This is a genomic window from Nocardia jinanensis (assembly GCF_014645735.1).
GTDB classification, from domain to species: Bacteria; Actinomycetota; Actinomycetes; order Mycobacteriales; family Mycobacteriaceae; genus Nocardia; species Nocardia jinanensis.
Genome location: NZ_BMMH01000039.1, coordinates 1 through 13,269, shown reverse-complemented (window position 1 = coordinate 13,269; position 13,269 = coordinate 1). Strand labels below are relative to the sequence as shown.

General features: G+C 68.6%; 13 protein-coding genes and 1 rRNA gene. 2 read left to right on the top strand and 12 right to left on the bottom strand.

Annotation, left to right across the window (positions count from 1 at the left end; translation table 11 throughout):
• Positions 1-316: 316 nt before the first annotated feature.
• From xerD to steA, 4 genes are all read right to left on the bottom strand, one after another.
• Positions 317-1,264, bottom strand: coding sequence for a site-specific tyrosine recombinase XerD (gene xerD, locus IEY68_RS34375; protein WP_063000989.1), 948 nt, complete (start codon positions 1,262-1,264; stop codon positions 317-319).
• Between the two features lie 13 nt (positions 1,265-1,277).
• A complete protein-coding gene (locus tag IEY68_RS34370; RefSeq protein ID WP_063000987.1) occupies positions 1,278-1,934 on the bottom strand; it encodes an NUDIX domain-containing protein in 657 nt (218 codons plus the stop codon).
• Positions 1,931-3,658, bottom strand: a complete 1,728-nt coding sequence (gene pyrG / locus IEY68_RS34365; protein WP_063000986.1) for a CTP synthase — start codon at positions 3,656-3,658, stop codon at positions 1,931-1,933. Before pyrG ends, IEY68_RS34370 begins: the two co-directional genes overlap by 4 nt.
• A 271-nt stretch (positions 3,659-3,929) precedes the next feature.
• A complete protein-coding gene (steA, locus tag IEY68_RS34360) occupies positions 3,930-5,141 on the bottom strand; it encodes a putative cytokinetic ring protein SteA (protein WP_063000985.1) in 1,212 nt (403 codons plus the stop codon).
• 170 nt (positions 5,142-5,311) lie between these two features.
• On the opposite strand from steA, the gene IEY68_RS34355 reads away from it, so the two are divergent.
• A complete protein-coding gene (locus IEY68_RS34355) occupies positions 5,312-5,731 on the top strand; it encodes an SRPBCC family protein (protein WP_063000983.1) in 420 nt (139 codons plus the stop codon).
• Positions 5,732-5,894: 163 nt separating this feature from the next.
• On the opposite strand, the gene recN is transcribed toward IEY68_RS34355, so the two are convergent.
• The 5 genes from recN to IEY68_RS34330 are packed head-to-tail and all read right to left on the bottom strand — an operon-like array spanning position 5,895 to position 10,603.
• Entirely contained in the window at positions 5,895-7,667 is a 1,773-nt protein-coding gene (recN, locus tag IEY68_RS34350; RefSeq protein ID WP_063000994.1) for a DNA repair protein RecN, read from the bottom strand.
• Positions 7,645-8,619, bottom strand: a complete 975-nt coding sequence (locus tag IEY68_RS34345) for an NAD kinase (protein WP_063000981.1) — start codon at positions 8,617-8,619, stop codon at positions 7,645-7,647. Before IEY68_RS34345 ends, recN begins: the two co-directional genes overlap by 23 nt.
• On the bottom strand, positions 8,616-9,437 hold the full coding sequence (locus IEY68_RS34340; RefSeq protein WP_063000978.1) for a TlyA family RNA methyltransferase: 822 nt from the start codon (positions 9,435-9,437) through the stop codon (positions 8,616-8,618). Before IEY68_RS34340 ends, IEY68_RS34345 begins: the two co-directional genes overlap by 4 nt.
• Before the next feature lies 1 nt (position 9,438).
• Entirely contained in the window at positions 9,439-9,708 is a 270-nt protein-coding gene (locus IEY68_RS34335; protein ID WP_063000976.1) for a hypothetical protein, read from the bottom strand.
• Positions 9,709-9,721: 13 nt separating this feature from the next.
• The gene (locus tag IEY68_RS34330; protein WP_063000993.1) at positions 9,722-10,603 is read right to left on the bottom strand and encodes an HAD-IIA family hydrolase; all 882 of its coding nucleotides are present in this window, start codon (positions 10,601-10,603) and stop codon (positions 9,722-9,724) included.
• A gap of 209 nt (positions 10,604-10,812) precedes the next feature.
• Between IEY68_RS34330 and IEY68_RS34325 the strand changes: the two genes are divergently transcribed.
• Positions 10,813-11,301 (top strand): GyrI-like domain-containing protein, encoded by a 489-nt coding sequence (locus tag IEY68_RS34325; RefSeq protein WP_063000974.1) that lies wholly within the window; start codon positions 10,813-10,815, stop codon positions 11,299-11,301.
• Positions 11,302-11,343: 42 nt separating this feature from the next.
• Here the strand turns inward: IEY68_RS34325 and IEY68_RS34320 are convergent, their stop codons facing one another.
• From IEY68_RS34320 to rrf, 3 genes are all read right to left on the bottom strand, one after another.
• The gene (locus IEY68_RS34320; protein WP_189094676.1) at positions 11,344-12,339 is read right to left on the bottom strand and encodes a tetratricopeptide repeat protein; all 996 of its coding nucleotides are present in this window, start codon (positions 12,337-12,339) and stop codon (positions 11,344-11,346) included.
• A 5-nt stretch (positions 12,340-12,344) separates the two neighbouring features.
• Positions 12,345-12,695 carry a hypothetical protein gene (locus tag IEY68_RS34315; RefSeq protein ID WP_189094675.1) on the bottom strand — a complete coding sequence of 117 codons (351 nt, stop codon included), beginning with the start codon at positions 12,693-12,695 and terminating at the stop codon, positions 12,345-12,347.
• 356 nt (positions 12,696-13,051) lie between these two features.
• Positions 13,052-13,168, bottom strand: a 5S ribosomal RNA gene (gene rrf, locus IEY68_RS34310).
• Between the last annotated feature and the right edge of the window lie 101 nt (positions 13,169-13,269).

The following is a 13,269-nucleotide window of genomic DNA, read 5'->3' as shown; positions in this document are numbered from 1 at the left end:
CCGACGACACCGAAACGTTACTGTATTTTTGGCGGCGCCTTCGGCGCCGCGGGGCGGGGCCCTGTTAACCCCGGTTCTTCACTCCTTCGCTCAGTCGCTGCGCTCCTTCGCTACGTCGCTCCAGAACCGGGGCGGGCCCCGCCTACGGAGGTGGAGCATCCGGAGTAGACAGAAGGTTTCGCGGACGCGCACCTCGAAGAGCCCGGATACACCCTCGGAAAGTGCTCGATGGTCGCCGATATACAGACCGGCCACGCGCGATCGGTCGCTACACGCCTTCCCTTCGTCGCTCCAGAACCGAAGCAGGCCGGGCGACTCACCTGGCTCGCGGGTGGGCCGTCGCCCAGACCTCGCGCAGCGTTCCCACGGTGACCAGGGTGTAGATCTGTGTGGTGGTCACCGACGCGTGGCCCAGCAGTTCCTGCACTACCCGGACATCGGCACCGCCGTCGAGGAGGTGGGTGGCGAACGAATGCCGCAGGGTGTGCGGCGACACCGTAGCGGTGATCCCGGCGTGTTCGGCGGCCCGTTGCAGGACCTGCCAGGCGCTCTGTCGCGAGAGGCGGCCGCCACGAACGTTCAGGAACAGTGCGGCCGCGGCGCCGGGGGTATAGCGGCCGGCGCGCGCTCGGGACGCGAGGACGGGACGACCGCGTATCAGGTAGGCATTCACCGCGGCCAGTGCGGGCCGGCCGACCGGGACGATCCGCTGTTTACCGCCCTTGCCGCGCAATACGACCGCCCGGTCGTCGAGGTCGAGGTCGTCGATATCGAGGCCGACGGTTTCGGAGATCCGCGCGCCGGTCGAATAGAGCAGTTCCAGCAGTGCCCGGTCGCGCAGTCCACGGGCCGCGGACTCCCCGCCGGTTCCCGCGTCGGCGCCGGCCGCGTCCAGCAGCCGCAGCACCTGGTCGACCGGTAACGCCTTGGGTAGCCGCTGCCCCACCATCGGTGGTTTCACCGCATGTGCGACATCGGCGCTCGTCAGGCCTTCGGCGGCCGCGAAACGGTGCAGTCCCCGCACCGCGATCAGCGCCCGCGCCACCGACCCCGGCGCCAGCGGCGGATGCTGTGCACCACCGGCGCGCAGTGCGACCGCGAACTCGGTGATATCGGTTTCGGCGACGGACCCGAGGTCGGTGATGTCGCGTGCGCTCAGGAACTCCCGGTAGCGCGCCAGATCCCGCCGGTATGCGGAAAGGGTGCTGCGTGCGGCACCCCGCTCCACTGCCAGATGGTCCAGGAAGATATCGATCTCCCGCACCGCTGGACCCCGGTCAGTCCGTGTTCCGCTGCGCGGCCTGGCGGCGCAGCAGTGCGTCCGGCTGGCCCGGCCACGGCGCGTCGGCCGGGCGCAGCGGTACGTCCGCGGCATCGGATGCGCTCAGCGCCAGCAGCCCGGCCACGGCGGTGGCGTTCACGATCGTCCCGGCCAGTGCCGCGCGGACCGCTTCGGCGACCGGTATGCGCACCAGTTCCAGATCGGCTTCCTCGTGTTCGGGTGCCGGTCGCTCGGTCTCGGAGAGCCCGCGTGCCAGGTACACCCGCAGCGCCTCGTCGGTGAATCCCGGCGACAGCGCCACATCCACCAGCACCGACCAGTCCCGGGCGGCCAGCCCTGTCTCCTCGGCGAGTTCACGCTGCGCGGCCGCCAGCGGGTCCTCACCCTGGATATCGATGAGCCCGGCCGGGAGCTCGAGCAGCCGCTCCCCGAGGGGATGACGGTACTGCCGGATCAGCACCACCTGTCCGTCGTCATCGACCGCGACCACCGCGACCGCGCCGTGGTGTTCGACCACTTCGCGTTCCACGATCCGTCCGTCCGGCATCTCCACCCGGTCCACCCGCAGCGCCAGGATCGCACCCGAATACACGACCCGGCTGTCGACCGTCGTGAAGGTGTGACTACCGGGCGCCGGGTTCGCGGGGGTCACGAAACCCGCTCGGAGGTACCGGCCAGTTCCTGCTCACCGGGAATATCGACCGGCAGCCGTTCGGCCAATTTGTACCGCAGTGCGGCGGCGATGAGTTCGGCGAACAGCGGATGCGGCCGGGTCGGGCGGCTCTTGAGTTCCGGATGGGCCTGGGTACCCACGAAGAAGGGATGGATATCGGCGGGCAGTTCGACGAATTCCACCAGATGCCCGTCGGGGGAGGTACCGCTGAACCGCAACCCGCTGGTCGCGATCTTGTCCCGGTAGGCGTTGTTCACCTCGTAGCGGTGCCGGTGCCGTTCGGAGACCTCGGTGGCGTGGTAGGCCCGGGCCACCACGGAGCCCTTCTCCAGGACGGCTGGATAGGCACCGAGCCGCATGGTGCCGCCCAGATCGGCCTCTCCGGCCACAGCCTGTTCCTGGTCGGCCATGGTGGAGATCACCGGATGCTCGGTCTCGGGTTCGAACTCGGCCGAATTGGCGTCGGTGAGGCCCACCGCCCGCGCGGCCTCGATAACCATGCACTGCAACCCCAGGCACAGCCCGAGCAGCGGCAACCCGCGGGTGCGGGCATGATGGACGGCTCCGACCTTGCCTTCGATTCCCCGGATCCCGAATCCGCCGGGGACGAGGATCGCGTCCACATCGCGCAGGGCGGCCTGCGCCCCGGCCGGGGTCTCGCAGTCGTCGGACTGCACCCAGCGCAGTTTCACCTCGGCCCGATGCGCGAAGCCACCGGCGCGCAGCGCCTCGGTGACAGAAAGGTAGGCGTCGGGCAGGTCCACGTATTTACCGACCAGCGCGACCTCCACCGTCTCCCGCGGCGCGTGCACGCGGTCGAGCAGATCACCCCAGATCGTCCAGTCCACGTCCCGGAACGGCAGCCCGAGCTTGCGCACAACGTAAGCGTCGAGGGCTTCCCGGTGCAGCACCTTCGGGATGTCGTAGATAGACGGTGCGTCCGGTGTGGAGATGCAGGCGTCGACCTCCACGTCACACATCAGCGCGATCTTGTTCTTCAGACCGGCCGGTACCTCACGGTCACAGCGCAGGATCAGCGCGTCGGGCTGGATACCGATACTGCGCAGCGCCGCCACCGAATGCTGGGTGGGTTTGGTCTTGAGCTCCCCCGAGGGCGCCAGATACGGAACCAGTGAGACGTGCAGGAAGAAGACATTGTCGCGGCCGACATCGTGGCGGATCTGGCGGGCCGCTTCGAGGAACGGCTGGGATTCGATATCACCGACCGTGCCGCCGATCTCGGTGATCACCACATCCGGCTCGTGACCCTGCAGGTCGGGACCGCGCATAGCCAGGATGCGCGCCTTGATCTCATCGGTGATGTGCGGGATGACCTGCACGGTATCGCCGAGATACTCGCCACGCCGTTCCTTGGCGATCACCGACGAGTACACCTGACCGGTGGTGACGTTGGCGTCCCGGGAGAGATCCCGGTCGAGGAATCGTTCGTAGTGCCCCACATCGAGGTCGGTCTCGGCCCCGTCCTCGGTCACGAACACTTCTCCGTGCTGGAACGGATTCATGGTGCCGGGATCGACGTTGAGATAGGGGTCGAGTTTCTGCATGGTGACCCGTAGCCCCCGCGCGGTCAGCAACTGACCGAGGCTGGAGGCGGTGAGACCCTTACCGAGTGAGGAGGCGACGCCACCGCTGACGAAAATATGTTTGGTGGCTGTCCGCGCCTGAATCCGTGTATGACCCACGGGTCTTCACGGTAACACGAAACCCCGGCGACGATCGACCGCCACCCCTGGTTAACCATCCGATCGCCGCACCCACTCGGCGCCACGGACGGCGATCCGGACCGAAGACCGATTACCCCTGTCCCGGAGGTACCACCGGCCACTTCTTTCACAATCCATTGGCCCGGATATCAGTATTTCGCGGATTCGTCACAATGCTGTGCGATTGCGCGCCGACGCGTCCCGCCCGGCACCGCGGCCGATCCGGGCACCCCGCGCTTCCGCTCCGCCCTTACTGCGGCCGGTTCAGCATCTCCCGCCCCCACAGATCCGCCCGATGCAACCAGTCCTGGACGAGTGTGAGCACCTCGCTTCCGTGCCCGGCGGCCAGAACCGCCACGATCAGCACGACCAGAGCCGCCATGACCAGCAGCGCCATGACCGCCCCGGAGACCCGGCTCCGGTACAGCGTGGCCACCGCGGTGGCATCCATGATCGTGCCGCCGACCTTCAGACGGGTGAGGAAGGTCGCGGGATTGCTCTCCCGCCGGCTCCGATCGAAGAATTCCTCCAGCGACGCGGCCGCACCCGCGGTGACGATGAGCGCCGCACCTCGGTGATGGGCCAGCAGCAGCGCCAGATCAGCGGGCGTCCCGGAGCCCGGGAAGGTGATCGCACCGATCCCCAGCTCTCTCACCCGGTGTAGCCCTTCGGCGTAACCGTCCAGTTCCGCCGGCACGATGAGCTCGGCGCTGCCGGTGAGGGTCCTGGCAGTGAGCTCCTCGGGGTTGGCGACGATCAGATCCAGCCGGTAGCCCGCGCTCCGCGCCGTCTCCGCGCCCTGCCCCACCCCGATCATGATCGGGGCGTACTCCTTGATGAAAGGTTTGAGTTTCCGCAGATCCTCGGCATGCCCTGGGCCGTCACCGACCACGACCACCTGCCGGCCGTTCAGGTCCAGATCCGGATCGGGCACCCCGATACCATCCATGAGCAGCGACGATTCGGCGCGAATGAACTCGAGGGTGTCACCGGCGAACGATTCGAGATGACCGGCGAGACCGATCCGCGCCTCCGATAGCCGTTCGGCCACGCCGCTCTCGTCGAGTTCGAGACATTCCACCAGCACCTCCGGTCCCCGGCGGGTGAGGCGGTCGGCGTAGACGACACCGTTCTCGATCCGCACCTTCGCGCCGTCCTTGATCCGGCCGAAGGCATCGGAGCTGACCGTATCCAGCAGCAGCACACCACCGGCGACCAGTAGTTCGGGTCCCGGATTGGGGTAGCGGCCGGAAATCGACGGCGAGGTGTTCACCACCGCCGCCACCCCGGCCGCGAGCAGCCGGTCGGCGGTGACCTGGTCCAGGTCCATTTCGTCGAGAACCGCGATATCACCGGGTTCCACGCGATCGAGCAGCCGCCGGGTATCGCGGTCGACCCGGGCGGTGCCGGTCCGGCCGGGCAGCGTCTCGGAATTCTTCGACAGCAGCGCCAGCATCCTCATGCAGCGATGATTGCCGCAAACCCTCAACCATTGGTGGAGACACGCCGCGAGTCGATATCGCACGGCTATCGATCGGTTACCGGAGCGCGGCGGCCACCCTCCACGCGACCCGGAGATCCGCGGCCGTACGCCGTAAGCTGCCCGGGACAGCTATACGAAGAGGAGTCTCCATGGCCAGCACCACCGTCGATACCGTGATCGCCGCCCCGCGCGCGACCGTGTACCGGCTGTTCGCCGACCGCGAGAGCATCGATCCGTTCCTCGCGGTGCACGTGACGCTCGTCAAACCGGGCACCACCGAACGGGAGGGGGTCGGCGCGCAGCACAAGATCGGTCTCGGTCCGGTCGGGGTGGTCGAGGAGATCACCGCACTGGTGCCGAACGAACGTGTGGAGTACAAGATCGTCAAGGGTGCGCCGGTGAAGAGCCATACCGGCGTCATCACCTTCGCCGACGCCGACAACGGCACCCGGGTCTCCTACACGATGACCTCGGACCCCTCGCTGCCCGTTCCGGCCAAGGTCCTGGAGATCGGTCTCAGGGGCCTGATCAACCAGTTCATCTCCGCCGCGCGCAAAGCCGTCGACTGACCCGTCGGTGTGACACCGGAGCGGCGCCACCACAGGACAGCACCGCTCCGGTGCGGGCGTAGCGCGCCGGACCATCGGCTCCTGCCAACAGCTCGACTCCGACCGGATCGAGTTTCACCCAGCCCGAACCTCACGCCGGAACCACACAGCACCCGGCCACCGATCAGTAGGCCGCCATCCGCTCGGCGCGCGCGGTATTCAGCAGCTCCCAAGCGTGTGCGCGACCGGTCTCGGTGTCGTCGAGTCCGGCCAGCATGCGGGCGAGCTCCACTATCCGCTCGTCCTGGGTGAGCGCCCGGACCCCCGAATTCACGGCGCCGTCGCCGTCATCGGATTTGTCGACCACCAGATGGGTATCGGCGAACGCCGCCACCTGCGCGAGATGGGTCACCACGATCACCTGATGGGTGCGCGCCAGCCGAGCCAGCCGCCGCCCGATCTCGACCGCCGCCCGGCCACCGACACCCGCGTCGACCTCGTCGAAGACCATTGTCGCCCCGTGCTCGGCGCCCGCCAGCACCACCTCCAGCGCCAGCATCACTCGCGAGAGCTCGCCGCCGGAGGCACTTTTGCTCAACGGCAGCGACTGCGCACCGGAATGCGCGGCCAGCCGGAACTCCGCCTCGTCCACTCCGGCGGGACCCGCGTGCAATTCGGTGCCGTCGACCAGCAGCGGCGCCGAATCCTGCGCCCCGGCCGGCAGCGGCCGCACCTCGACCTCGAGCCGCGCCTTACCCATGGCGAGCCCGCTCAATTCCTCGGTCACCGCCGCCCCGAGCTCACCCGCCGCCGCGGCCCGGGCTTCCGACAGCTCGACCGCGGCCGTACGCACACGGTCGGCGCCGGCCTCCACCTCGGCGGTCAGCGCCGCCAGAGTCTCCTCCGATACATCGAGCGACTCCAGCCGGGTGCGCGCCTCATCCGCCCACGCGATCACACCGTCGATATCGGGCGCATATTTGCGGGTCAGCGATTTCAGCTCGGCCTGCCGCGTCAGCATGGAGTCCAGCGCGCCCGGATCCGACGGCAGATCCGACAGATATCCGCTCAATTCGGTGGTCAGGTCCACCACCACCGCGATCGCCTCCGCCAGTCGAGGCGACAGCGCGGCGAGGGCCGGATCCTCGGCGCCCTCCACCCGGGACCGGGCGACCCCCAGCGCGTCCAGGGCGCCGGTAGCTTCACCGGGGTTGTCGGCCGGGCCTGCGAGAGCCTCGTGCGCGGTAGCCGCCGCCTCCCGCAGCGAATCCAGATCGCTGAGCCGCCGGACCTCCGCGATCAGGCGCTCGTCCTCCCCTGGCTCCGGTGCGACGGCATCGATTTCGGCCAGCGACTGGGTGAGCCGTTCGGCTTCGGCCGCCATCTCCCGGCCGCGTGCGGTCCGTTCCAGCAGGGAGGTCCGGGCATCCAGCCAGGCGCGGCGGTGTTCGACATAGTCACGCAGCAGTGGCCCCACTGTCGCGTCGGCGAACTGATCCAGCGCGTGCAACTGCTGCTCGGGCCGCTGTAATCGCAACTGGTCGTTCTGCCCGTGCACAGTGAGCATGGGCGCGGTGAAATCGGCCAGCACCGACGCCGGTACGCCGCGACCGCCCAGATGCGCACGGGAACGCCCGTCGCTACCGACCGTGCGGATCGCGATCACCGTACCGTCGTCGTCGGCGACGGCTGCCGCCGATTCCAGCACCCGCTCGGCTTCACCGCGCGCGGCGTCGTTCAACTCGTCGAGGGTGAACCTGCCCTCCACCACCGCGCGGTTCGCACCGAGCCGGACCCGCCCGGCATCCGCGCGCGCACCGCTCAGCAGGTGCAGACTGGTGACCACCATCGTCTTGCCCGCCCCGGTTTCACCGGTGAGCACAGTCAGCCCTTCGTGGAATTGCGCGGTGGCCGTCGAGATGACGCCCAGTCCGTCAATTCTTATCTCTGTCAGCACGTGTGCCCTCCGTTCGCCGCCGGCCCCGCCAACCCGTGACCGGCAGCTCGAACTTGCGCACCATCCGATCCGCGAACGGCGCGGAATCCAGCCGCACCCATCGCACCGGCTCGGCACCCCGGACCGCTTCGACCCGGCCGCCCCGCGGCAGTGCGAGGGTGCGCCTGCCATCCAGGAAAACTATCGCATCATGGCCGGTGGCAACCGATTCGACCGCGATCCGTGAATCCGGGCTGGTCACCAGAGGGCGAGCGAACAATGCGTGCGCGTTGCTCGGAATCACCAGCAGCGCTTCCAGTTCCGGCCATACCACCGGGCCGCCCGCGGAGAAAGCATACGCCGTCGAACCGGTAGGGGTCGCGACAAGAATCCCGTCACAACCGTAGGAAGACACCGGTCGCCCGTCCACTTCGAGCACCACTTCGAGAACGCCCATCCGGGCCGCGTTCTCGATACTGGCCTCGTTCAGTGCCCAGCCCTGTTCGATGATCACGTCGTCGAGGCGGACATTGACATCGAGAGTCATCCGCTCCTCGACGCGGTAGTCACGGCGGACGACCTGCGCGAGCGCCTCGTCCAGATTCTCCGCTTCGGCCTCGGTGAGAAATCCGATCCGCCCCAGGTTGATACCGAGTACCGGTACGGTCACGTGCCGGGCCAGTTCCGCGGCCCGCAGCAACGTCCCGTCACCGCCGAGCGCCAGCACCATCTCACAGCCCAGCGCCGCGTCCGGTTCGTGTGCGACCACCTGCACCGGGTACCCGCCCGGATCGGCGACCGGCTCGGCATCGGCATCGAACCGGGTGCTGTAAGCCTCGTCGGCCAGGACCCGCAACCCGATTCCGGCCTCCGCGCAGATCTTCGCGACCCGATGCGCGGTATCGCTTATCTCGGCTCGGCCGGGATGGGAGACCAGCAGAATCTCCCGCTGCCCGGACACCTCCGTATTCACTGTGGCCCCTCCTCGACTGCCCGCCGCACCAGCGCCCCCACCTCGTCGACGGGCCGGCTCGCCGATTCGTCGCGGCGCAGCCACAGAAAGTATTCGACATTGCCGGACGGGCCGGGCAACGGGCTGGCCACTACACCCCGGGTGTGCAGGCCGAGATCCGCGGCCGCGGCGGCCACCGAACAGACCGCGTCCGCGCGCAGCGCCGGATCTCGTACCACCCCGCCCGAGCCCACGCGTTCCTTGCCGACCTCGAACTGCGGTTTCACCATCGGCAGCAGATCAGCGCCCGGCACCACGCATTCGGCCAGGGCGGGCAGCACCAAAGTCAGCGCGATGAACGAGAGATCGGCGACCACCAGGTCCACCGGCCCGCCGATATCGGCGGCGGCCAGCTTGCGCACATTGGTGCGGTCGTGCACATGCACCCGTTCATCGGTACGCAGCCGCCACACCAGCTGGCCGTAGCCGACATCGACCGCCACCACCTCACGGGCGTCCCGGCTCAGCAATACATCGGTGAAGCCGCCGGTCGACGCCCCGGCGTCCAGGCACCGCCGTCCCGCCACCAGCAGCCCTTGCGGCTCGAACGCTTCCAGCGCGCCCAGGAGTTTATGCGCCCCACGAGATGCCCATGCGATCTCATCGGCCTGCTCCTTGACCAGCAAAGGTGTGCCGGTCTCCACCGCTGTCGCCGGTTTCACCGCGACGGTGCCGTTGATCAGCACCCGCCCGGCACCGATCAACTCCACCGCGTGTTCGCGTGACCGCGCCAGACCACGGCGGACCAGTTCCGCGTCCACCCGCGCCCGCCTGGCCACCTCAGATCTTGTCCACCGTGGCCAGCGCCTGCACCAGCACCTCGTGTGCCTGATCCAGGATATGCGCACGGCGGGCCAGATCGGTGCCGACGGATGCGTCCCCGGCTGTATCACCGGAGTTCGGCGCGGTACCGAGCTCGGCGAGCAGCTCACGGACCTCGGCGCGGATCCGGTCCGGATCGGCGGGTTCACCGGGCAGATGCCGACCGGGCAGCGGCACCCCGGGCCGGGCGGTACCGGGTGTGTTCGGGCGGGGAGTCGGGGTAGTCATCGTGAGCCCAACGCTATCGGATTTCCGAACGTGGCGCGCGTACCGCCAGCGCCCGGCCGGGGTGCGCCCGGAGCTCCATACGCGCCGCGGCCGGGTCGATACGACCGGGCACCGGTGGCTGATCGAGAGCATCGAGGCTCTCGGCGATATACGTGGGCAGCGCCTCTTCGGGCAGACCGGCGAGCTCGTCGACAGTGCTGACTCCGGTCAGGACCAGAAGCGAGTCCAACTCGACATTCTGCGCACCGGAGATATCGGTGTCGAGGCGATCGCCCACGACCAGGGCCGCACGGGTTTCCGCCCGGATGAGCGCATCCTCGAGCAGCGGTGGATACGGTTTGCCCGCGACCACCGGTTCCCGATCCGTAGCCGCCCGCAGCGCCGCGACCATCGCTCCGTTACCGGGCGCGAGGCCGCGCTCGTTCGGCAGTGTCCGGTCGGTGTTGGCCGCGACCCACACCGCGCCCGCCCGCACCGCGTACGACGCCTCCGCCAGATCCGGCCACGCCGTATGTGGCGAATGTCCCTGAACGACCGCCGCCACAGTATCCGTCGCGCGGCGCACCGGTTGCAGGCCGGCCGATTTGACCTCCGCCGCAAGATCGTCGGACCCGACCACCAGAACCTCCGCGCCCGGGGCGAGGCGTTCGGCCAGCAGCCGGCACGCCGCCTGCGCACTGGTCACCACATCCGCCTCCGTGGCCGAGTACCCCAACTCGGCCAGATGGGCGGCCACGGTGGTCGCCGATCGGCTCGCGTTATTGGTGACGTAGACCAGTCGCTGCGTACCGCCCGCCAGCGCCTCGGGCGCACCGTCGATCACCGCGGGCCCCCGGTAGAGGGTCCCGTCCAGATCCAGCAGCAGCGCCTCGTACCTGTCCCGCAACCGCGGCATCTCACTCGCTTCCCGCACACCCGGACCCTACGGCCTACCTCCGACGCCCCGAACACCCGCTCAGGCTCGAAACCCCGCAAGCAAGGTTCTCGTCCGGCGCTGTCGGGGAATTCCCGCACCGGCGAGCGATGAATTACGTGACCGAAAGGCGTCGGAAGAGTTCAGAGACCACCCGCTGCGGCGGACGAACCATCTTGTGGAGGACACCTGTGACCGCGGATCCGACCGATCACACCGCCCAGCCCGAACTACTCGAGGTCACCGAAACGATCACGGCCGTCGTCCGCGGCATTGTGACGCCGGAGCAAACCGTCTCGTTCTTCGACAGTTCGTTCGGCCTGCTGCCGCCGGCTATCGCCGCCCAGGCAGCGGTGATCACCGGGCCGGCCCTGTCCCTTTGGGGAACCGATTCCGAGAATTCCACAGAAATCGAGGTGGGTTTCCCGGTGGACCGTCGGATACAGCCCGACGGTGCGGTCGTCCCCGGCCGGCTCCCGGCGGGCCGGATCGCTCGCATAGTGCACCGGGGCGGTTTCGACACACTCGGTGTCACCTGGGGCCGTCTGCACACCTGGATCACCGACCGGGGCCTGACCCCGGCAGCGGATCGCTGGGAGGTCTATCTGACCGAACCGAATCCGCAGATGGACCCGGCAGACCTGCGGACCGAACTCAATTGGACGGTCGGGCAATCCTGACGGCTGCCCGGTCTCCGGGGCCCGGACCGTCCGCCGGTCGGATCAGCCCTCGCCCGTCAGTTCGGCCGCCCGCTCCTCGGCATCGGTTTCCCCGTCGAGGTCGGCGGCAGCCGCGTTGAAGAACCAGGTCAGGCCCTCATCAGTGCGGCCGGCCGCGACCAGCGCGTCGGCGTAGGCGTAGAAGAGCCGCGCGGGACCCGAGCCGGTGCGGGCCGGGTCGAGGTCGGAGGCCTGCAGGGTCACCACGGCCTGGTCGTACTGGCCCAGGTCCATCCGCGCGCCCGCGACCACGATGCGCAGTTCGATCGCCTCGTCGCCGGTGAGGGCCCGGCCCTCGTCACTGCGACCCATTTCGATAGCGCGTTCGGGCCGGCCCAGACCGCGCTCACAGTCCGCCATCACCGCGAGCAGACCGGAGCCACCGGCCATCCGCCGCGCCGCACGCAGCTCGGACAGGGCTTCGGCCCATTCCCCGGCGTGATACGCGACAACACCGGCGGTTTCGCGGACCACAGCGATCCGACCGGCCCGCTGCCGCGCGGCCCGCGCATGGGCCAGCGCCAGCTGGGGATCGTCGTCGAGTACCTGTGCGGCCATGACCAGATGCCTGGACACGGTCTCCGCATTGCCCTTGTCCAGGCTCAGCAGATCCCGCCGAATAGTGGTATCGAGATCGCCGGCCTGAATCTCATCGGGCAGATCCGGCTCTTCGGGCCGGGGCGGGCGACGATCGGCTCCACGACCCCCACCTTCACCGCCGCGGCGTCGCGATCCTGCGGCGTCCCCGCCACCACGGGAGAAATTTCCCGAACCATTGCCGCTCCCGGTTGACTCGGCCCGATCCCGGTACGGCCGATCCGCACCGCGTTCGGGCCGATCGGATGCACCGCGACCACCGAAACGACGCTCATCCGCACCGCGTTCGGGCCGATCGGATGCACCGCGACCACCGAAACGACGCTCATCCGCACCGCGTTCGGGCCGATCGGATGCACCGCGACCACCGGAACGACGGTCGTCGGCGCCGCGATTGTCCACACGACCTACGCCGCCCCGGTGATCCCGCCCGCGATCGGAATCGCCGGGGGCAGGGCGCCCCGGAGACCGGAAATCTCCGCGCTCCCGCGTCCCGTAGTCGCGCCGGTCACCATCCGGGCGCGATTGCGATCGCGGACCGCGCGAACGATTATCGTCCGAGCCCGGCCGCGCACCCTCCGCCCGGAAACCCGGTCGGCCGCCGGCCCGATCGGCGCCGCGCTCACGCTGCCCCGCCGATCCGGTCCGATCGTCACGGCCACCACGATCGGGCCGCTGCGGACCGCGCGACCGGTCGCCACCGAATCCGCCGCCGGAAGCTGCGTTCCCACGGCCTTCGCCGCGAGTATCCGGCTCACGGTTGCGGTGTGAATCGCCGCGATTGTCGTCGTCCCGACGGAACCCGCCCCGGCCGGTCGAACGGCCGGCGTCGCTTTTGCCACCCGATTCGCCACCCGCGCGCTCGCCCTCGCTGCGACGAAAGCCGGCAGCAGGCCCGGAAGAATTACGCCGGAACGGTTTCCGGCCATTGTTCTGTTCCGGCACGGCGGGTCCCTCTCTCGGTGACAAGACTGGATCGAATGGCGTCGCAGCGATAAGGTCTCGCCGCCGACATTGGTGGAGCTGTACTCACACCCAGTTTACGGGTCCATATCACCGTATACAGAAATGCAGGTAGGGGACCCATAAATGGGTCCCCTACCTTGAATGTATGTTCCGGCGGTGTCCTACTCTCCCACACCCTGTCGAGTGCAGTACCATCGGCGCTGGCAGGCTTAGCTTCCGGGTTCGGAATGGGACCGGGCGTTTCCCTGCCGCTATAACCGCCGTAACTCTATGAAACTATCCACAGAGAGCCACCCACACCCCCCATCACCATGGATGGATCGTGTGGTGTCTTCTGTATCTGTGTGTTGTTTCAGATACTGCACA